A 19,789-nucleotide genomic window follows, 5' to 3' on the forward strand; every position below is an offset into this window, starting at 1 on the left:
AACCTCGACGGCGTCTGGGGCGAACCACTCGGCTTGGCTTTGCTGCGGCCTTCAGCCGGTTCGCGTCACTGCTTCCTGGCTGCCGCCCAGACGGCCAGCTTCTCGCGGCCGATCTTGGCGTTGTGGCGGATGTCGACCGGGAATCCCGGGTGCAGGGCAAAGCGATCTATCATGACCAGCGACGGATGCATATTCGCGATCCCGCGCAGGTCCCGCTCGATGGAGGGCCACTGGTCGCGTGGTACGTCCGCCTCCAGCTCCACACACAGCACCGGCTGCTGCGCGCCCACGGCACCGACGCCGACCAGCGCCGTCCGCCGCACCTGCGGATGCGTGTTGAACACCGGCTCCACCTGCTCGGTGTACAGCGGGCCGGCGGCGCTCTCCACCCGGTGCGACTTGCGACCGCAGAACCACAGCCGGCCCTGCGCATCGAAATAGCCCAGATCGCCCATGCGATGGACGATGCGCTCGTCATCCGCAGTCGGAACCGTCCCGGGCGTGGCACCTTTGCGTCCGGCAGTATCCGACCCATCGGGCCCGTCACCTGTGCGGCCCACACGCTCGTGGATCTTCGCAGCCCGCGTCTGCGCGTCGCGATTGAAATACGTGTCGGTCGCGGTCGGTCCGGCGACCGTGATTTCGCCGACCTCGCCGTGGGGCACGCACAACGCGTCGGACCACTCGCCAATCGGCGCGTCGGTGATCGCGATGATGCGAACCACGTTGGGCGCGGTCGGCCACCCAACACAGGTGCCCGCCCCGGCCTCGGTCGCCTCGCGCGTGGCCTGCAGCTCACGGCCCTCGATCATCGTCACCGGCAGGCATTCGGTCGCGCCGTACGGCGTCCAGAAACGCGCGTCATCGGGCAACAACCGGCGCAGTGTCGCCACCACGTCGGCCGGCACCGGCGCACCGGCCGACATCACCCGCTTCAGTGTCGGCAGGCGCTCGCCGTGGCGCGCCAGCACCGCCATCAGCGCCGGGGACCCAAACAGCTGATCCACGCCGAAACGATCGATCGCATCGTGCAGCTTGCGCGGGTCGGCCTCGGCGGGCCGGGTCGGGTCCATGTCGGGAATGATCGAGGTCACCCCCAACGCCGGGTCGAACAGGGCGAACGGCGGGAAGGTCGGCAGGTTCACTCCGCCGGGGACGATGCCGAACGCGTCGCGCAGCATCGCCCCCTGGGCGAGGAAGTGCCGGTGCCGGTAGACCACGCCCTTGGGCACGCCGGTGGAACCACTGGTGAAGAGAATCGCGGCGACGTCATCGGCGTCTGTCGCCGCTGGCGAAGCCGCCTCACCGGACGCGATCACGCGCGCCCCGTCTTGCTCCACCTGCGCCAGCGTCGCATCGCTCAGCCACGGACGCCGCGCGGTGGTGATCGCCAGCCGAGCGGACTTCGCCCAGCCCAGCAGGCGACGCGCAACCTGCGCCAGGCCGATGCCGATGAAGGCATCCGGCTGCGCCTCGTCCAGGCATTGGCGCAGCGCCCGGCGGTCGATGCCCGGATCGACCAGTACCGGCACAGCGCCGGCCTTGAACAGCGCGAACATCAGCAAAAAAAATTCCGGCGACGGCCGCACCATCACCACCACGCGGCTGCCGTGGCCGACTCCGCGCAGCGCCAGTCCCGCGGCGATCGCGTTGCTGCGCGCTTCCAGTTGCGCATACGTCAGGCTGAGGTCGTAACTCGCCAGGCCGTCGCGCCGGCGCGTGCCGGGGCAGCGCATCGCGACGCCATCCGGATGCTGCGCCGCCAGCCGCGGCAGCGCGTCGGCGATGTTGGCCCGCTCAGTCACGGGGCAATGGGTGGCTGTCCACGGGATCGTTGTCCAAGGCATGCTTGTCCAGGAACGCGCGGATCGCCGGCACCAGCGCTTCGTGGCGGTCTTCCAGCACGTAGTGGCCGGCGTCCGCGAAGGCGTGCACCTCCGCGTCAGGAAGCGCGTCGGTGAAGCCCTTGAGGAAGTGGCGGTCGAACACAAAATCCCTCAGGCCCCAGCCCAGGAATACTGGACGGTCGGCGAACTCCGGCAGGCGGCGTCCGGCCTCGGCGACCAGCGGCCAGGCCCGGTCGCCCTCGCCCAGCGGGATGTCCTGCATGAAGCGCAGGGTGCTGATGGCGTTCTTCCAGCCGGTGTAGGGCGCGATGTAGCCGCGGCGCACGTCGGCCGGTAACGAGCGCCTGGTGCCCATCCACGCCGCGCCGCGGGCGAACAGGTTGAAGCGGCGGATCAGGTAGCCGCCGATGCGCGAATCGCGACCGAAACCCAGCCGCTTCGGCATCCGCTTGGCCGCCGGCAGCGGGAATGCCGCAGTGTTCAGCACCACCAGCCGTTTGACCCGGTCAGCGTGAGTCAGGGCCCAGCCGAAGCCGATCATGCCGCCCCAGTCGTGCACCGCCAGCGTCACCGGGCCGCTGATGCCCAGGTGTCGCAGCAGCGCAGCGACGTCATCCACCCGCGACTGCAACGTGTAGTCGTAGCGCGGCGAGGCATCCGGCCCGTCGTCCGGCCGATCCGACAGGCCCATGCCGACGTGGTCCGGCACGATGCAGCGGTAGCGGTCCGACAGACCGCGCACCAGGTGCCGCCAGTAGAAGCTCCACGACGGATTGCCGTGCAGCATCACGACTATCTCGCCGTCGCGCGGGCCTTCGTCGAGGTAGCTCATCGCGATGCCCGGGCGGACCTCGAACCGGGCCGGCGTAAAGGGGTAATCGGGGAAATCGCTCGCTGTCATCGCCGGCTCTTGCAGGTCCCGCACGACGACCCGAGGCCAGGCGGAGAGTGGGCCATTATCGGCGGCTGCGACGGCGAATGCACCGCGACGCCGGCCCGCGCCTCCAGCCGCTGACCTGCGGTCGCGGGTCGCCGCCGCGGATACGGCAACGAACCACCCAGCACCGGTCCCGCGCCGGCGCCCCCTTTCATGGCTTCAAGCCTCGCCAGACCGTCCGGACGCGCCGTTGCGAACCGGGTAAAATGGCCGGTTCCGCCGCACCGTCGAGTTTCCGTGAAAGCCACCCTGCACGCCCTGATCGCGCACGCCATCGACGCCCTGCGCGCCGCCGGCACCCTGCCCGCAGATCTGCCGACGCCCGATTTCGTCATCGAGCGACCGAAGGCGCGCGTGCAGGGTGACTTCTCGACCAACGCCGCGATGCTGCTGGCCAAGCCGGCGCGCTCCAATCCGCGCGCGATCGCCCAGGCGATTCTCGACGCGCTGCCGGCCAATGCCGATATCGGCAAGGTCGAGATCGCCGGTCCGGGCTTCATCAACTTCCACATCGACGAGGCCGCCTGGCGCCGGCAGCTGGGCGAGGTGTTTGCCCAGGGCGCCCGCTACGGCCGCAACCTCACCGGCCAGGGCCGGTGCGCCGGCGTGGAGTACGTCTCCGCCAACCCGACCGGTCCGCTGCACGTCGGCCACGGCCGCGCGGCGGTGATTGGCGACTGCATCGCCCGCGTGCTGGACGCCAACGGCTGGGAAGTGGCCCGCGAGTATTACTACAACGATGCCGGCGTGCAGATCGAGAACCTCGCCCTGTCGGTGCAGGCCCGTGCCCGCGGCATCGGCACCGATGATCCGGCGTGGCCCGAGAACGGCTATCGCGGCGACTACATCGCCGACGTCGCCCAGGCCTACCTGGACGGCGCGAGTGTCGAGCTCGACGGAGAGATGCTCACCGGCGCCCGCGATGCCGACAACCTCGACGCGATCCGCCGCTTCGCCGTCGCCTGGCTGCGGCGCGAGCAGAACAGCGACCTGGCCGCCTACGGCGTCGGCTTTGACGTCTATTTCCTGGAGAGCTCGCTGTATACCCAAGGCAAGGTGGAGGAAACCGTCGCCGCGCTCACCGCGAACGGCCACACCTACGAGGACGGTGGCGCGCTGTGGCTGCGGACCACCGATTTCGGTGACGACAAGGACCGCGTGATGCGCAAGTCCGACGGCAGCTACACCTACTTCGTGCCCGACGTCGCCTACCACCTGAGCAAATGGCAGCGCGGCTACCAGCGCGCGATCACCGAGCTGGGCGCCGACCACCACGGTTCGCTGGCCCGCGTGCGCGCCGGCCTGCAGGCACTCGATGCCGGCATCCCGCAGGGCTGGCCCGAGTACGTCCTGCACCAGATGGTGACGGTCATGCGCGGCGGCGAAGAAGTTAAGCTGTCCAAGCGCGCCGGCAGTTACCTCACCCTGCGCGATCTGGTCGACGAGGCCGGACGCGACGCCACCCGCTGGTTCCTCGTCGCGCGCAAGCCCGACTCTCAGCTGACCTTCGACATCGACCTGGCCCGCAGCCAGTCGCTCGACAACCCGGTGTATTACGTCCAGGTCTCGCACGCCCGGATGTGCGGGTTGATGCGCCAGCTGGATGAGCGCGGCCTGTCATTCGACCGCGACGCGGGCCTGCAGCTGGGCCTGGAAGACGACGCCGCGACCCACGAGCTGGTGACGACGATCCTGCGCTACCCCGATGTGGTGGAGACCGCCGGGCGCGACCTGGAGCCGCACCAGGTCGCCGCCTATTTGCTGGAACTGGCGCAAGTCTTCCAGTCGTATTACAACGACCATCAGTTCCTGGTGGATGATGCCAACCAGCGCCACGCCCGTCTGGTGCTGGCGATGGCGACCCGACAGGTGCTGGCCAACGGTCTGGAATTGCTGGGCGTAAGCGCCCCCGAGGTGATGTAAGTGGCAGCACGACGCGGTAAATCACAGGCGCGACGCAATCAGGGCAACAGCGGCATGCCCGGCTGGGCATGGATGATCCTGGGCATCCTGATCACCATCGTGGCGATCCTGCTGCTGCCCAGGGTGCTCAAGTCCGACGGCGATGGCTTCTTCCGCCCGCAGCCCAATCCCGACGCGCAGCCGGCTCCGGTTGCGGTGGACGACAGCGTGGTGAGCCCAGGCGCCACCGGCAAGCCGCCCGCCAGCGACGGGCCCAAATACGATTTCTACACCCTGCTTCCCGGGAAGGAAGTCGCCGTCAGCGACGCCGAGCTGGCCGCTACCGAGCGCGCCGAAGAGCAGCGCGCGGAAGCCCTGCGCGCTGCGGCCGCGTTGCGCGGCGAGACGCCCGCGGCAGCGGTCGCCCGCAATCCGGACGCGGCGGATCCGGCGCTGCCGACGCCGGTCAGCGAGGAGCCGGCGACGCCGGCACCGACGCCAACCACGCCGCCAGCCAGCACCGCCGCGACAACAAGCCCGGCGGCCACGCCCGCGGCCGCGGTGGCAGAGCCCAGGCCCGTCGCCGCTGCCGCCGATGGCAGCCGTTACCTGCTGCAGGCCGGCGCCTTCCAGGCTTCCGGCCAGGCCGAGGAGCTGAAGGCGCAGCTCGCGATGATGGGCCTGAGCGCCCGCGTGGAGCCGGCGCAGATCAACGGCAACACGGTCTATCGCGTGCGCATGGGCCCCTACGGCAGTGCCGGCGATCTGGCCGATGCCAAGCGCAAACTCGCCAGCAGCGGCGTGTCGGCAATGGCGATCAAGGCCCAGTAGGCCCGGCTGCCGCACTGCCGCACTGCCGGTGGCCGGTGGCCGGTGGCCGGTAACTGGTAGCGGCTCGCGGCCGCACGCACCGGTGGACGCCGCGGCCGCAGGCGCGGCGAAACTCAGTTGCCGCGCTTGAGCTTGATCAGCGCCGACGTATCGCTGTCGCCGTCACCCTGGTCGACCAGGCGACCGTAGTCGGCCAGCGCCAACTCCAGCGTCGACAGCTGGATCGATGCCTCGCGGGCGATGTCGCGGACGATGCGCAGATCCTTGAGCATGTGCGCGCTCTTGAAGCCAGGCGCGAACTCGCTGCGCATCATCGTGCCGCCGCGTTTCTCCAGGAACCAGTTGCCGGCCGCGCCCGCCATCAGCGTGGGCAGCAGGCGCTCGGCGTCCAGGCCGAGCTTCTCGCCGAGCGCGAGTCCCTCGCAGACCGCCTCGTTGATGCCGGCCACCAGCACCTGGTTGACCGCCTTGGTCGCCTGGCCGGCGCCGGTCGCGCCCATGTGGCTGATCCGGCTGGCGTAGGCCTCCAGCACGGGTCGCACCTTCTCGATCGCCTCCGCGTCGCCGCCGGCCATCACCGACAGCTTGCCGTTGCGCGCTCCCTCCACCCCACCCGATACCGGCGCGTCGACGAAGCCGATGCCGTGCTCGTGCAGCATCGCCGCGGCGCGCCGCGCCGTCTGCACGGAGACGGTGGAGTGATCCACCACCACCGCGCCCGGCTTGAGCACCTGCGCCAGCGCCTGGACGTTCTCGAGCACGTCGGCGTCCAGCGAGACACACATCGCGACCACGTCGCAGTCGGCGAAGTTGTCGGCCGAGCGCGCCGCACGCACTTCCAGTTCCCTGGCCAGTGCGTCGGCCTTGGACTGGGTGCGGTTGCCGACCACGGTCAACAGGCCGCGCGCGTGCAGGTAGCGAGCCATCGGTGCGCCCATCGCGCCCAGGCCAATGAATCCGGTTTTCATGCAGTTCCTCGTGCCTGGTCCAGGCGTTGATGCAGGGCCCCGCGACTACGCCAGTGGCGCGTCGCTGAGGTAGGTGTATCCGGTCAGGCCGGCTTCCAGCGCGGCGTTCAGGCGCTCGGCCTCGTCGGCGGGTAGATCCGCGGCGGCGACCTTGGCCCGGTAGCTGGCGCGCAGCTCGCCAAGCGAGTAGCCGACATAGTCGAGCATCACGTCGGTGGTGTCGCCGCGGCGCTGCTGGGTCAACTGGTAACCGTCGCCGTCGATCTGCACCGCCACCGCGTCGGTGTCGCCAAACAGGTTGTGGATGTCGCCGAGGATCTCCTGGTAGGCGCCCACCAGGAAGAACCCCAGCCGGTAGCTCTCGCCGGGATTGAGCGAATGGATCGCCATCGAGGTGTCCAGCGTCTCGTTGCCGACGTAGGTGTCGATGCGCCCGTCCGAGTCGCAGGTCAGGTCGGCGATCACCCCGCGCCGCTGCGGCGCCTCGTCCAGACGCTCGATCGGCATGATCGGAAACACCTGCTGGATCGCCCAGACGTCTGGCATCGACTCGAACACGCTGAAGTTGACGAAGTACTTGTCCACCAGCCGCTGATTGAGCTCGTCCAGCACCGCTTGGTGGCTCTTCTCGCCGGGGCTGAGGCGCTCGCGCACGCCGTGGGCGATCAGGTAGAACAGGTCGTCGATGCGGGCGCGGTGGACCAGGTCGATCTGGCCCAGCGCGTAGGCGGTCAGGCCTTCGGAGTGGAAGTGCACGGCCTCGTGGAACAGCTCCACGGCCGGGCGCGAATCCAGCTCGGCGTGGATCCCGCGCAGGTGGCGGATGACCGCCGGCTCATCGTCGTGCTCGTCGGGCACGCGGCCTTCCGGCGCGGGCTCGACCTCGGAGACGTTGGCGATCAGCACCGCGTGGTGCGCGGTCATCGCACGCCCGCATTCGGTGACGATGCGCGGCGGCGTCAGGCCGTGTTCGATGCACGCATCGGCCAACGGCTGGACGATGCTGGATGCGTACTGCTGCACGCCGTAGTTGATCGAGTAATAGCTGCGCGAGCGGGTGCCCTCGTAGTCGATGCCCAGCCCGCCGCCGACATCCATGTAGCGGACGTTGGCGCCCAGCTTGGACAGCTCGACGAGATAGCGGGTCGCCTCGCGGATGCCGCTGGCGATGTCGCGCACGTTGGAGATCTGCGAGCCCATGTGGAAATGCAGCAGGCCCAGGCAGTCGGTCATCCCGGCCTCGCGCAGGCTTTTCCACAGGTCCAGCACCTGGCGCGGGGTCAGGCCGAACTTGGCCTTGTCGCCGCCGCTGTTCTGCCACTTGCCCGCGCCCAGGCTGGCCAGGCGCATGCGCACGCCGATCCCGGGCTTGACCCCGAGCGCCTTGGACTCCTCCAGCACCAGCGCCAGCTCGGAGGGCTTCTCGATGACGATGAAGGTCTCCATGCCCAGCTTGCGGCCGATCAGCGCCAGGCGGATGTATTCACGGTCCTTGTAGCCGTTGCAGACGATCAGGCCGCCGGGACGGCTCAGCGCCAGGACCGCCATCAGTTCGGGCTTGCTGCCCGCCTCCAGGCCGAAGCCCTCGCCGTGGTGCGAGGCCAGCGTGCCGGCCACGCCCTGATGCTGGTTGACCTTGATCGGGTAGACCGCGGTGTAGCCGCCGGCGTAGTCCGCATCGGCCATCGCCTGGCAAAACGCCGCCTGCAGCTTGCCCAGGCGGTCGCCGAGGATGTCGGGGAAGCGCACCAGCAGCGGCAGCTTGGCGCCGTTGGCGCGCGCCTGGTCGACCACCTCCGGCAACGCCACCTCAGGTCCATTCGCCCCTCTCGGCCGCACCGTCACCCGGCCCTGGTCGTCGACGTCGAAGTACCCCTCGCTCCAATGCGGGACGGAGTAGGTCTTGCGGGCCTGATCGATCGACCAGTGGGACATCGGCATGCTACCGGCAGCGGGGGGAGGGGCATTCTATCGCCCCACGCGGGCCCGGGACGTCACGACGCAGATCACGGCCTGTTGCGGCGCGTTGGTTACAATTCGCGCCCTTCCCTCCGCCACGCACTCGGTGTCCGCCGACCGGAATGTGGCCGCCAACACTGGACGAACTGCAATGAACGCTGAGATGACGTGGCACTACGAGAACTTCGAGCCCTCCGGCTCGGCGATCGGCTTCCGCATCACCCGCAAGCTGGACGAGGTGCAGTCGCCGTTCCAGAAGATCGAGATCTTCGAGACCACCGACTGGGGCAACCTGATGCTGATCGATGGCGCGGTGATGCTGACCAGCCGCGACAACTTCCTATACCACGAGATGATGTCGCACCCGGCGCTGTTCACCCACGCCGATCCGAAGCAGGTCGTCATCATCGGTGGCGGCGACTGCGGCACCCTGCGCGAGGTGCTGAAGCACCCGGGCGTGGAGAGCGCGGCGCAGTGCGACATCGACGAGCAGGTCACCCGGATGTCGGAGAAGTACTTCCCCGAGCTGTGCGATTCCAACGACGATCCCCGCGCGCAGCTGCTGTTCGATGACGGCATCGCCTACATGAAGCACTGCGCGCCCGGCAGCCTGGACGTGGTCATCGTCGATTCCACCGATCCGGTCGGCCCGGCTGAGGGACTGTTCAACAAGTCCTTCTTCGAGTCGTGCTTCCGTGCGCTCAAGGACGACGGCATCCTGGTCCAGCAATCCGAATCACCGCTGGTGCTGCTCGACCTGATCAAGGCGATGCGCGCGGAGATGGGCAAGGCCGGCTTCACCTCGTTCCAGACGCTACCCTTCCCGCAGCCGTGCTACCCCACCGGCTGGTGGAGCTGCACGCTGGCGCGCAAGGGCCAGGGCTTCGACTTCCGCGAGGCTGATGCCCGCGCGAAGACCTTCCACAGCAAGTACTACAGCGCCGACATCCACCGCGGCGCGGCGACGTTGCCGCCGTTCGTGGCAGAAGCACTGGAGGGCTGATTCCGCTCAGTCGGCCGGATCGACGGGTTCCGCCGGCTCGGGTGGACTGATTGGGTCGGCCGAATCGGCCTCGTCGACGCGATCGACGTGATTGACGCGATCAGCTGAATCGATCGCTGCAACCGGCTCCGCCGGCTCGGCCGATGGATCCTCGATCGCGCTGCGCTGCCCGGCAACCTCCAGGTCGGGCCACCGCCGCGGCACCAGCGTCACTTCGCCGCGCCGCAGTGCGCCTGACAACTTGCGCGTGCCATCGTCGAACATCACCACCGGTGCGATGTCGTACCAGATGCCGTTTTCGCGTGCGTGCACGCGGCAGTGCACGGTGTGGTCGACGCCCAGGTGGCACAGCAGCACGTCCAGCACGCCGTCCGCGTCCAGGTCGCGCACGATGGCGATGCAGTCACTTCCCGGTTGCCCACAACCCACGGCATCCAGGTCGCGCGCCGCCAGGGCGTCCCACCAGCCGGTCTCCGGCTCGGGCCCGATCACCGGGATTGCGCCGGGCTGCAGTGACGCCCGGTCCTCCCCCGTGGCTGTGGTCTCCCCGTCCGAATTCCACGGCTGGTAACGCTCGGTCTGCAGCAGGGCGCGCTCGATGCGATCCGCCAGCCCGGCGTTCGACGTGACCTGCGGTGCCTTCGACAATCCCTGCAGCGTCTTGTATCCCGCACGACCGGAGCGGTAGCGCAGGTAGGCCTCATCGAAATCATCCGCACGGGTACGCCCATCGAGCAGGCGCTGGGCCTGGCTGGCAGCGGCGATGCGCTGCGGGTCGAGCACCGGCGAATTGGCCAACAACACCAGCAGGAGCCCGGCCAGCGCGGCGGTGACGTTTACCGGCTCAATGCGCGCCAGCCAGCGACCGCGCCGGTCCAGCGCCGCCCAGGCATAACCAAACGCGTGCACGGTGAGGATCGCCGCTGCGATCGCGGCCCAGATGCGCTCCACGCTCCAGCCGTACTGGCCGACGCGCAGGCCCAGCGCGACCAGTGCCAGCACGGCGAATACCGGCAGCACCACCAGCCCGGCCGCCGCCAGCACCCGCAGCGGACGCGGGTAAGGGGCGGGATCGTCACCGTCCTGGTAGACCGCGTTGGCGAATACGACCATCGCCACGAGCAGCGCCATCAAGACCGTGGCCGCCGAACGGGTGCTCCATAGCGGCTCCAGACCGGTAAACGGCAGGGTCACTACGAACAGCACCGCGATGGCGGCCAGCAGCGGAAACAGGCCGGTGAAGATCGCGATCAGCAGCCGTCGCATCACCTGCACCGGTCGCGCCTGGCTGCGTCCGACCAGCACCCCCAGGCCGGCGAACAGCCCCGTGGCCAGATAGGCGAACGCGGTGCCGGTAAACAGGTCGGCAAAAAATTCCACGCCTATCAGCGTGAACAGCCCGGCCCACAGGCCCAGTACCGCCCAGCAGATGCCGGTGAAGAAGCCCGCGACCAGCAAGGTCAGCAGGTTCTGCCAGGCGTGGGCGAACAGTTCCGGATACGGCGCGCACCAGCGGCCGTGCGCCTGCCGGCATTGCAGGAACGGACCGGCCACGAACAGCGCCGCGGCCATGCTGATCGCGAACGGTGTCAGTACGGCGGAGGCCTCCAGCCCCGGCGCGCCGGTGGCCGCCCGCGCGACCCAGGCGCCCAGCGCAAGGAACACGACCCCCACGAGCGCCGTGTTCTGCCAGAAGCGCGCGTCGTCCAGGCGCTGCACCGACAAGGCCATCGCCGTGGGCACCGACAGCACCAGCGTGTACCAGCACACACGGGTGCCCAGTGCGCCGAGCAGCGGCCAGTCCCGCTCCACCCCCACCCAGACAATCCACAGGGCAAGCGCCTGCAGCAGCGCCAGCAGGACGATGAAAAGCTGCACCTGGCGCGGCAACGGTTCCTCGACCGGACTCATCAATTGGTCCGCTCGCGCGCGCTCAGAGCGCATCGGCATCCAGCTCGCCAGTGCGGATGCGCACGACACGGTCCAGATCCCAGACGAAGATCTTGCCGTCGCCGATCTTGCCGGTGCCGGCGGTCTTCATGATCGCCTCGACCACGGTGTCGACCTGGTCGTCGGTGATCGCCACTTCCAGCTTGATCTTTGGCAGGAAGTCGACCACGTACTCGGCGCCGCGGTACAGCTCGGTGTGCCCTTTCTGCCGGCCGAAGCCCTTGACCTCGGTGGCCGTGATGCCCGCCGCCCCCGCCTCGGCAAGCGCCTCGCGCACGTCATCGAGCTTGAACGGCTTGATCACCGCCATGACCATCTTCATCGGGAACTCCGGGGCTGCAGGGCATCGTGGCGACGAGGATAGCGCGAAGCCCGGCGGCCGCTGCGGTAAACTGGGCGTCCGGCTTGTCAGACTATTCCGACAGCCGATCGCGGGCCCGGCCGATTGTGGGGTGACTTCGCGCGACCCAATGTTGAACCATTGCCGGAGGAGCCAACATGATTGATCTCAACCATATCGATGAACTTGCACGCCGTCTCAGCGGCCTGGTGCCGCCCAGCCTGCGCGAGGGCCGGGACGAACTGCAGCAGAACTTCAAGTCCGTCCTGCAGTCCGGGTTGTCGCGGCTGGATCTGGTGACGCGCGAGGAGTTCGATGTGCAGCGCGCGGTCCTGTTGCACACGCGGGAAAAACTGGACCAGTTGCAGCGCACCGTGGCCGAGCTGGAAGCGCAACTGGGCTCGCGCGTGAGCGGCGGCGCTGCAAGCGCCGATCCTTCCGCGCCGCCGCGCCACTGACCTGCCCTTATGAACCTGGCACTCGTGCACAGCCGTGCGCGATCGGGCATCCGTGCCGCCCCGGTCCGCGTGGAGGTGCATCTTGGCGGCGGCCTGCCCTCGATGTCGATCGTCGGCCTTCCGGAAACCGCGGTGCGCGAATCGCGTGAGCGCGTGCGCGCCGCGATCCAGTGCGCCCAGTTCGAATTCCCGGCCCGGCGGATCACCGTCAACCTCGCCCCCGCCGACCTGCCCAAGGGCGGCGGCCGCTTCGACCTGCCGATCGCGCTGGGAATCCTCGCCGCCAGTGGGCAGATCCCGCTGGAGGCCCTGGGTGAATACGAGTTCCTCGGCGAGCTGGGCCTGACCGGCGAGTTGCGCGCGGTGGACGCGGTGCTGCCGGCCGCGCTGGCCGCGGCCCAGGCCGGCCGCAAACTGGTCGTGCCACCCGCCAACGGAGCCGAAGCCGCACTGGTCAGCGGGGTGGAGACGCGGACCGCGCGCACGCTGCTGGAAGTGTGCGCGATGTTGTCAGGGCATAAATCGCTGCCACGGGCCGAAGCTCCAGCCCCGAGTCCGCGCCTCGGACCGGACCTGGCCGACGTGCGCGGCCAGGCGCATGCGCGCCGCGCGCTTGAGGTGGCCGCGGCCGGTGGTCACCACCTGCTACTCGTGGGGCCCCCAGGCTGTGGAAAGACACTCCTGGCATCCCGCTTGCCGGGTTTGCTGCCGGTGGCCAGCGATGCCGAAGCGCTGGATTCGGCGGCCGTCGCTTCGCTGGGCGGACGTGGCGTGGACGCGTCGCTGTGGCGGGAACGCCCGTTCCGCTCCCCGCACCACACGGCCAGTGCGGTCGCGCTGGTCGGCGGTGGCGCCGAGCCGCGACCGGGCGAAATTTCCATGGCGCACAACGGCGTACTGTTTCTGGACGAGCTGCCCGAATGGAGCCGGCGCACGCTGGAGGTGCTGCGCGAGCCGCTGGAGTCGGGCACCGTCACCATCTCGCGCGCCGCCCGCAGCGTCGAGTTCCCGGCGCGCTTCCAGCTGGTGGCGGCCATGAACCCCTGCCCCTGTGGCTGGGCCGGCGACCCCAGCGGGCGCTGCCGCTGCAGCCCCGACATGGTCGTGAATTACCGCGCGCGCATTTCCGGGCCGCTGATGGACCGGATCGACCTGCACGTCGAGGTGCCGCGGCTGCCGCCATCGGAGCTGCGACCGGATGCCGCGCCTGCCGAGAACAGCGATACCGTCCGCGAGCGGGTGGTCGCCGCCCGCAAGCTGCAGCTGGAGCGTGCGGGCAAGGCCAACGCCCACCTCAGTCAGTCAGAGACCGGTGCGACCTGCCGCTTGGCCGAGGCCGACTTCGCCCTGCTGGAACGCGCGATCGACACCCTGCACCTGTCGGCACGCTCGATGCACCGGATCATGCGGGTGGCGCGGACGGTCGCCGACCTAGCCGGCAGTCCGCAGATCCAGACCATCCACCTGAGCGAGGCGATCGGTTATCGGCGAGTGGATCGCGGGTTCCCGGTGGCAACGGCCTGAAGGATTGACCGCGCGCGTCAACCCGTCAACGCTGATCCGGCAGCGGCCGCTCGCCTATTTGGCGATCTTTTCCAGTGCGCTGCCCTTGTGGGCCGCGATGTGATCGGTCTTGTCGCTCTTGATCTCGTACTGCGGCTCTTGCGCGCTGGCGCGGTGGGTGTGGCCCTTGTAGTCGAAATCGCGCTTGTGGACCTTGATGATCTTCCCGCTGACGTGGCCGGCTTCCGAGTTCCAGCGCACGTGGTCGCCCACCTTGAATTCCGCCATGACATCCTCCTCTCGCTTCAACAGGGGGCGGGAACACGCCGTAGCCGACACGCCCGGCGCGCTCAAAACGAGTGCGGCCCCTTCCATGGGGCAGCATCCTCCCGCGCGGGTGGTGACCGCGTCAGCATCAGGCCAGTGCTGGCTCGGACTGGAACTGCTCCTCTTCAGTTGACCCGGTCAGGGCGGTGGTCGAGGACTGCCCGCTCTGGATCACCTGGGTGACCGAATCAAAGTAGCCGGTGCCGACCTCGCGCTGGTGCTTGACCGCGGTGAAGCCTTCGCTGGCAGCGGCGAATTCGGCCTGCTGCAGCTCGACGAACGCGCTCATCTGGCGCTGCGCGTAGCCGCGGGCGAGGTTGAACATGCCGTAGTTCAGTGCGTGGAAGCCGGCCAGGGTGATGAACTGGAACTTGTAGCCCATCGCCGCCAGTTCGATCTGGAAGCGGGCGATGGTCGCGTCGTCCAGGTTGGCCTTCCAGTTGAAGCTGGGCGAGCAGTTGTAGGCCAGCAGCTTGCCCGGGAACTTGGCGTGGATCGCCTCGGCGAACCGGCGCGCAAACTCCAGGTCCGGCTTGCCGGTCTCGCACCACACCAGGTCGGCGTAGGGCGCGTAGGCCAGGCCGCGGCTGATCGCCTGGTCGATCCCCTTGCGGGTCTTGTAGAAGCCCTCGACGGTGCGCTCGCCGGTGACGAATGCGGCATCGGTCGCGTCGATATCGGACGTCAGCAGGTCGGCGGCTTCGGCATCGGTGCGCGCGACGATCAGGGTCGGTACGCCCATGACATCGGCGGCCAGACGCGCTGCGACCAGCTTCTCGATCGCCTCCCGGGTCGGCACCAGCACCTTGCCGCCCATGTGGCCGCACTTCTTCGCACTGGCCAGCTGGTCCTCGAAATGCACCCCGGCGGCACCGGCCTCGATCATGCCCTTCATCAGCTCGAACGCATTGAGCACGCCGCCAAAACCGGCCTCCGCATCGGCGACGATCGGTTGCAGGAAGTCGATGTCACCGCTGCCTTCGGCGCACTGGATCTGGTCGGCGCGCAGCAGGGTGTTGTTGATGCGCTTGACCACGGCCGGCACCGAGTCGGCCGGGTACAGCGACTGGTCCGGGTACATCTGTCCGCCCAGGTTGGCGTCGGCGGCGACCTGCCAGCCCGACAGGTAGATCGCCTTCAGTCCGGCCTTGACCTGCTGCATGGCCTGGTTGCCGGTCAGCGCGCCGAGGGCGTTGACGAAATCCTCGCGCTGCAGTGACTGCCACAGCTTGTCGGCGCCAAGACGGGCCAGGCTGTGCTCGACGGCGACGGTGCCACGCAGACGCACGACCTCCTCGGCCGAATACGGACGGGTGACGCCTTTCCAGCGGGGGTTGTGGTTCCAGTCATCACGGATCTGATCAGCGGTGGGTTGGGTGCTCATGGCAATGTCCTTTGTGGGGTGACGTTTAGGCGGAACAGGCGGAATGGGTGCGCGTCACTCGAGACGGCGGTAGGCGGGAACGGTGAGGAAATCCTCCAGCGTGTCGGCGTGGCAGAGTCGATCGAGCATGCCGATGGCCTCCTCGATCCGGCTGCCGCCGATGAGCGCGCGGCGGTCGCCCAGGCGCGCCGGCAGGCCGATAAAGGCGCGCTCCAGCAGGGTGAAGTCGATCGGTGTGCCGTCCTCCAGTTGCGGCGGCTCGGCCTGCGGATTGCCCGCGGCGATCGCCTGCGACTGGCAATGGAGCCACTGCCACAGCTGCGTGCGGGCGATCTCTGCGGTGGCCGCGTCCTCCATCAGCCAGTGGATCGGCACGCAGCCGTTGCCATCCAGCCACGCGGCGAGGTAGCGCACGCAGACCTCGACGTTGCCGTCGAAGCCGGCGCGGGTGATCGTGCCCAGCGGCTGGGTCAGCAGCTGGTCGCGCAACTGGCGCTCGGTGAAGGCCTGCACGTCTTCTCGCAGCACGTGATGCTGGTGCGCGCCGGGCATGCGCTCGTCGAAGATATCGCGAGCGAGCGGGATCAGCGCCGGATGCGCGACCCAGGTGCCGTCGTGGCCGGCGGTGACCTCGCGCAGCTTGTCGGCGCGCACCTTCGCCATCGCCCGCTCGTTGGCGGCCGGATCGTTGCCGATCGGGATCTGCGCGGCCATGCCGCCCATGGCGTGGGCGCCGCGGCGGTGGCAGGTGTGGATCAGCAGCTCGGAATACGCGCGCAGGAAGGGCTGGTCCATGCCAACCTGGCCGCGCTCGGGTAGCACCCGGTCCGGATGCGCTCGGAGGGTCTTGATGTAGCTGAAGATATAGTCCCAGCGCCCGCAGTTGAGACCGGCGATCCGGGACCGCAGGGCGTGCAGGATCTCGTCCATCTGGAACACGGCCGGCAGGGTCTCGATCAGCACGGTGACCCTGATCTGGCCTTCGGCCAGTCCGAGCGCGCGCTCGATGTGGTCGAGCACGTCGTTCCACAGCGCGGCCTCTTCCATCGACTCCAGCTTGGGCAGGTAGAAGTACGGGCCGCGATCGCGCGCCGCCAGCGCGGCGGCGTTGTGAAAGGCGAACAGTCCCAGATCGAACAGGCTGGCGGACATTGGCCGGCCGTCGACGTGCACGTGCTTCTCGTCCAGATGCCAGCCGCGCGGACGCACCAGCAGCACGGCCTGCTCGTCGGCCGGCTTCAGCGCGTAGCGCTTGCCGGGAGTGCCGTCGGCGCGGGCAGGGGCGTGGAACTCCAGCGTTCCATCGACGGCGCCGCGCATGGCGTGCTGGCCGGAGATCAGGTTATTCCAGGTCGGCGAGGTGCTGTCCTCGAAATCGGCCATGAAACAGTTGGCCCCGGAATTCAGCGCGTTGATGACCATCTTCGCGTCCACCGGACCGGTGATCTCCACGCGCCGGTCGCGCAGGGCAGCCGGCAGCGCCGCGACCTTCCAGTCGCTCTGGCGGATGTTGCGTGTGTCCTCGCGGAAGTTGGGAAGCAGGCCGTTGTCCACTTCGGCTTGGCGGGCCACGCGGGCGGCGATGCAGTCCAGGCGACGGTCATCGAAGCGCCGATGCAATCCGGTCAGGAACTCCCTGGCCGACGCGCTCAGCAATTGATCCTGGTCCTCCGCGACGGCGCGCACGCTGAACCTTTGCGTGGCCGGTTCGCTCTCGCGTCTCATGACTGCCGACATGCCCTTGCTCCAGTGGTGGGGCACTCGACCATGCGTCGGCAGCAAGCTTATTTACAATTCAGATATATCAATACGATGTATAAGCTTTACTTATATTCTTTTCCGGCATAGTCGTTGAGCCCGCCAAACCGGGCGAAGGAGCATGATGAGCCTCGAGCCACCACCGGCGACACCGCGCTTCTCCCACAAGGGGGATCGGCTTAAACCGCTGCGCGCGTTCTGCCAGACGGTGCGGCTGGGGTCGGTTTCCCGCGCCGCCGAGGCGCTGTTCCTGAGCCAGCCGGCGGTGAGCCTGCAGTTGCAGGCGCTGGAGCGCGACCTGGGCGAACGGTTGCTGGAGCGCAGCGGCCGACGCCTGGTGATGACCCGCCAGGGGGAAGCGCTATACGACCTGGCGCGACCGCTGGTGGAGGGCATCGATGAACTGCCGGACGCGTTCCGCAAGCAGCTGCGCGGGATGGATGGCGGCGAGCTCAACGTCGCGGCCGGCAGCTCGACCATCCTCTACCTGTTGCCGCCGATCGTGGCCGCCTTCCGCGCCGCGCATCCGGAGGTTCGCCTGAACCTGCACAACGTGACCGGCGCCGGCGGGCTGGAGCTGCTGCGCTCCGACGAGGTGGACCTCGCGGTGGGCTCGATGCTCGACGTCCCGGGCGACCTGGATTACGCACCAGTGATGCGTTTCGAACCGATGCTGATCACCCCGTTTGACCATCCGTTGGCGACCCGGGCCAAATTCGACCTGGCCGACCTGTCCCCCTACGGACTCATCCTGCCCCCGCAGCGCCTGACCACCTATCGCATGGTCGATCTGGTTTTCCAGCGCCATCAGGTGCCTTACACGGTCGCCCTGGAGGTGGGCGGCTGGGAGGTGATCAAGCAGTACGTGGCGATGGGGATGGGGATCAGCATCGTCACCGCGATCTGCCTGACCGAAGCCGACAAAGATCGGTTGGCATCACGCTCGCTCGCCGAATGGTTTCCCTACCGCAGCTACGGCGTGGTGGTAAGGCGCGGCAAGTACCTCAGCCCGCAGGCGCGCGCATTCACCGAACTGATCAAGCCCGACCTGTTTACCCGCCGCGACCGCGACGACAGCGGCCCATCGGAGCGCTGATGCTCAATGGCGGATCGCGCGCGGTCGGCGGCGCCCGGTCGGATCGCGTCGCACATGCCAGTCCAGATCGCGCTTCCACCACAGGCGGATCGCGAACCAGCCCAGCGCCAGCGGCTCCTGCGCGATCAGCAGGTACCGCACCGGCGTCCACGCGAGCGCCTGCAGGGCTGCGCGCAAACGCGGGCCGGAGGCGAAGCGCGCGGCAATGAAGCAGGTGGCGAGGACTTCGAGAGCGACGATGATCGCCAGCGCCGTCCATTGTCCTGCCAGTACCAGTGCCCACAGCAGCACCGGATAGCCGATGCGCTCCAGCGCGATCAGCAGCAGTGGCGTTCCCAGCGGGCGCCCGCGTTCGCGCGTAATGCGTTCACCGAAACCCTGCCGGTACGGCTCCTGGACGCGTCGCTCTCCCTTGCCCGGCCGCCATTGCGCAGCGTCGTCATGCTGTGGCCGACGGCTCAATCGCAGCCGGCGCAGGGGACTGCGCAGCAGCACGTCGAAATAGTGGTGGAGCTGGAGGAACGCGCCCGTCCAGCGCCGGGAGCGTTCCGGCAGGCGCAGCAGCGACGGCGCCGGAGCGCGGACCACCACGTCGGGCACGCGGATGTTGCGGTAGCCGGCGTTCATCAGGGCCAGCGCGATGAAGTGGTCTTCCAGCGCGGTGAAGTCGTCCTCGCGGATTGGCTCGTAGCGGTGGAAGAGGTCGCGCAGGTAGCGGCGCCGGTAGGCCACTGCGCCGCCGCTGCCAATCGGTACGCCGCCATCGGCCCGGGACACGCCGGCGTCGAGGAAATCCTGTTGCAACACCGCCAGGTGCTCGTGGTAGCACTGCGACATCCGCTGCAGGGCGGCCTGCCAGCGATTTTCCGGGCGCCGGCGATCCGCGTAGTGGTCGTCACCCTGCCAGTTGCGAAACGGTTCGGAGGTTTCCACGAGCTCCCGGGTGGCCTGCTGCAGCGGCAACATCCGCCCACTTGCACTGGCAATGCCCACGCCCTGGTAAAGCTCGCGGATGCAGCGCTCGATGTAGTCCGGCGACTCCAGAACCGCGTGCGCGTCCAGCACCAGCAGAACGTCGCCCTCGAACTCGCGCGACTGGCGCTTCAGCGTGACCACGCGGCCGATCGACCAGCCGCGGGCAATGGTTTCCAGCCGTATCCCGTTGGCGCGGGCGAACTCACGGGCCAGCTGCAGGCTGTGGTCCCGATCGATGCCCCCGTCGTCGACCAGCAGCACCCGCCGTGGCAGGCGGGTCTGCACCAGTAGCGACGCCAGGCAGTGGACGATGGTGTCGTGATGGCGGCACACCGGGATGACGACATCGACCACCGCGTGGCGCCAGTCGTCCGCAGGGGTCGGCACGGTCGGATCAGGAGGTCGCAGATGGCCCAGCATCGCCCAGCACGCACCCGGCCCGGCCACGAACCAGGGTGCGCGCGACATGCTCAGTTCCGGCGGGCGTGCCGGCCCGGAGGTGTTCTGCGGCGGTAGTTCATGGCGGCTTGACTGCTCCGGAGTCGGCCAGG

At 68.7% G+C, this 19,789-nt stretch carries 16 protein-coding genes; 6 read left to right on the forward strand and 10 right to left on the reverse strand.

Annotated elements, in window-relative coordinates:
- Positions 1-65: 65 nt before the first annotated feature.
- Together INQ42_RS12080 and INQ42_RS12085 are read right to left on the reverse strand one after the other, a co-directional pair.
- Positions 66-1,805, reverse strand: coding sequence for a fatty acid CoA ligase family protein (locus tag INQ42_RS12080; protein ID WP_194034480.1), 1,740 nt, complete (start codon positions 1,803-1,805; stop codon positions 66-68).
- Complete coding sequence (locus INQ42_RS12085) at positions 1,798-2,748, reverse strand: alpha/beta fold hydrolase (protein ID WP_194035893.1); 951 nt, start codon at positions 2,746-2,748, stop codon at positions 1,798-1,800. The genes INQ42_RS12080 and INQ42_RS12085 overlap by 8 nt, the downstream gene beginning before the upstream one ends.
- Positions 2,749-3,021: 273 nt before the next feature.
- Between INQ42_RS12085 and argS the strand changes: the two genes are divergently transcribed.
- Both argS and INQ42_RS12095 read left to right on the forward strand, forming a co-directional pair.
- Positions 3,022-4,707 carry an arginine--tRNA ligase gene (argS, locus tag INQ42_RS12090; protein ID WP_194034481.1) on the forward strand — a complete coding sequence of 562 codons (1,686 nt, stop codon included), beginning with the start codon at positions 3,022-3,024 and terminating at the stop codon, positions 4,705-4,707.
- Positions 4,708-5,517 carry an SPOR domain-containing protein gene (locus INQ42_RS12095; RefSeq protein WP_194034482.1) on the forward strand — a complete coding sequence of 270 codons (810 nt, stop codon included), beginning with the start codon at positions 4,708-4,710 and terminating at the stop codon, positions 5,515-5,517.
- Positions 5,518-5,630: 113 nt separating this feature from the next.
- On the opposite strand, the gene INQ42_RS12100 is transcribed toward INQ42_RS12095, so the two are convergent.
- Positions 5,631-6,485, reverse strand: a complete 855-nt coding sequence (locus INQ42_RS12100; protein WP_194034483.1) for an NAD(P)-dependent oxidoreductase — start codon at positions 6,483-6,485, stop codon at positions 5,631-5,633.
- Positions 6,486-6,530: 45 nt separating this feature from the next.
- Positions 6,531-8,420 (reverse strand): arginine decarboxylase, encoded by a 1,890-nt coding sequence (speA, locus tag INQ42_RS12105; protein ID WP_194034484.1) that lies wholly within the window; start codon positions 8,418-8,420, stop codon positions 6,531-6,533.
- A 175-nt stretch (positions 8,421-8,595) separates the two neighbouring features.
- Between speA and speE the strand changes: the two genes are divergently transcribed.
- Positions 8,596-9,447: a polyamine aminopropyltransferase gene (gene speE / locus INQ42_RS12110; RefSeq protein ID WP_194034485.1), complete on the forward strand. Its 852-nt coding sequence runs from the start codon at positions 8,596-8,598 to the stop codon at positions 9,445-9,447.
- 6 nt (positions 9,448-9,453) lie between these two features.
- Here speE and INQ42_RS12115 read toward each other — a convergent pair whose 3' ends face one another.
- Positions 9,454-11,358 (reverse strand): DUF4153 domain-containing protein, encoded by a 1,905-nt coding sequence (locus INQ42_RS12115; protein WP_194034486.1) that lies wholly within the window; start codon positions 11,356-11,358, stop codon positions 9,454-9,456.
- Between the two features lie 22 nt (positions 11,359-11,380).
- Positions 11,381-11,719 (reverse strand): P-II family nitrogen regulator, encoded by a 339-nt coding sequence (locus INQ42_RS12120; RefSeq protein WP_043958974.1) that lies wholly within the window; start codon positions 11,717-11,719, stop codon positions 11,381-11,383.
- A gap of 176 nt (positions 11,720-11,895) precedes the next feature.
- Here INQ42_RS12120 and ubiK point away from each other — a divergent pair, with 176 nt between their 5' ends.
- Entirely contained in the window at positions 11,896-12,195 is a 300-nt protein-coding gene (gene ubiK, locus INQ42_RS12125) for a ubiquinone biosynthesis accessory factor UbiK (RefSeq protein WP_194034487.1), read from the forward strand.
- A gap of 9 nt (positions 12,196-12,204) precedes the next feature.
- A complete protein-coding gene (locus INQ42_RS12130) occupies positions 12,205-13,719 on the forward strand; it encodes a YifB family Mg chelatase-like AAA ATPase (protein WP_194034488.1) in 1,515 nt (504 codons plus the stop codon).
- A 54-nt stretch (positions 13,720-13,773) separates the two neighbouring features.
- Here the strand turns inward: INQ42_RS12130 and INQ42_RS12135 are convergent, their stop codons facing one another.
- From INQ42_RS12135 to aceB, 3 genes are all read right to left on the reverse strand, one after another.
- Positions 13,774-13,986, reverse strand: a complete 213-nt coding sequence (locus INQ42_RS12135) for a hypervirulence associated TUDOR domain-containing protein (RefSeq protein WP_194034489.1) — start codon at positions 13,984-13,986, stop codon at positions 13,774-13,776.
- A 127-nt stretch (positions 13,987-14,113) separates the two neighbouring features.
- Positions 14,114-15,409 carry an isocitrate lyase gene (gene aceA / locus INQ42_RS12140; protein WP_194034490.1) on the reverse strand — a complete coding sequence of 432 codons (1,296 nt, stop codon included), beginning with the start codon at positions 15,407-15,409 and terminating at the stop codon, positions 14,114-14,116.
- A 54-nt stretch (positions 15,410-15,463) separates the two neighbouring features.
- Positions 15,464-17,146, reverse strand: coding sequence for a malate synthase A (gene aceB, locus INQ42_RS12145; RefSeq protein WP_194034491.1), 1,683 nt, complete (start codon positions 17,144-17,146; stop codon positions 15,464-15,466).
- Between the two features lie 145 nt (positions 17,147-17,291).
- Between aceB and INQ42_RS12150 the strand changes: the two genes are divergently transcribed.
- Positions 17,292-18,263 carry a LysR family transcriptional regulator gene (locus INQ42_RS12150; protein ID WP_194034492.1) on the forward strand — a complete coding sequence of 324 codons (972 nt, stop codon included), beginning with the start codon at positions 17,292-17,294 and terminating at the stop codon, positions 18,261-18,263.
- A 3-nt stretch (positions 18,264-18,266) separates the two neighbouring features.
- Here the strand turns inward: INQ42_RS12150 and INQ42_RS12155 are convergent, their stop codons facing one another.
- On the reverse strand, positions 18,267-19,706 hold the full coding sequence (locus INQ42_RS12155) for a glycosyltransferase (RefSeq protein ID WP_194034493.1): 1,440 nt from the start codon (positions 19,704-19,706) through the stop codon (positions 18,267-18,269).
- Positions 19,707-19,789: the final 83 nt, after the last annotated feature.

The organism is Lysobacter avium (assembly GCF_015209745.1).
In the GTDB taxonomy this organism is placed as follows: domain Bacteria; phylum Pseudomonadota; class Gammaproteobacteria; order Xanthomonadales; family Xanthomonadaceae; genus Novilysobacter; species Novilysobacter avium.

Coding starts and splice junctions, on each gene's coding strand:
- INQ42_RS12085 (WP_194035893.1), bottom strand. CDS start 2,748: ATGACAGCGAGCGATTTCCCCGATTACCCCTTTACGCCGGCCCGGTTC.
- INQ42_RS12100 (WP_194034483.1), bottom strand. CDS start 6,485: ATGAAAACCGGATTCATTGGCCTGGGCGCGATGGGCGCACCGATGGCT.
- speA (WP_194034484.1), bottom strand. CDS start 8,420: ATGTCCCACTGGTCGATCGATCAGGCCCGCAAGACCTACTCCGTCCCG.
- speE (WP_194034485.1), top strand. CDS start 8,596: ATGAACGCTGAGATGACGTGGCACTACGAGAACTTCGAGCCCTCCGGC.
- INQ42_RS12115 (WP_194034486.1), bottom strand. CDS start 11,358: ATGAGTCCGGTCGAGGAACCGTTGCCGCGCCAGGTGCAGCTTTTCATC.
- INQ42_RS12120 (WP_043958974.1), bottom strand. CDS start 11,719: ATGAAGATGGTCATGGCGGTGATCAAGCCGTTCAAGCTCGATGACGTG.
- ubiK (WP_194034487.1), top strand. CDS start 11,896: ATGATTGATCTCAACCATATCGATGAACTTGCACGCCGTCTCAGCGGC.
- INQ42_RS12130 (WP_194034488.1), top strand. CDS start 12,205: ATGAACCTGGCACTCGTGCACAGCCGTGCGCGATCGGGCATCCGTGCC.
- INQ42_RS12135 (WP_194034489.1), bottom strand. CDS start 13,986: ATGGCGGAATTCAAGGTGGGCGACCACGTGCGCTGGAACTCGGAAGCC.
- aceA (WP_194034490.1), bottom strand. CDS start 15,409: ATGAGCACCCAACCCACCGCTGATCAGATCCGTGATGACTGGAACCAC.
- aceB (WP_194034491.1), bottom strand. CDS start 17,146: ATGTCGGCAGTCATGAGACGCGAGAGCGAACCGGCCACGCAAAGGTTC.
- INQ42_RS12150 (WP_194034492.1), top strand. CDS start 17,292: ATGAGCCTCGAGCCACCACCGGCGACACCGCGCTTCTCCCACAAGGGG.
- INQ42_RS12155 (WP_194034493.1), bottom strand. CDS start 19,706: ATGTCGCGCGCACCCTGGTTCGTGGCCGGGCCGGGTGCGTGCTGGGCG.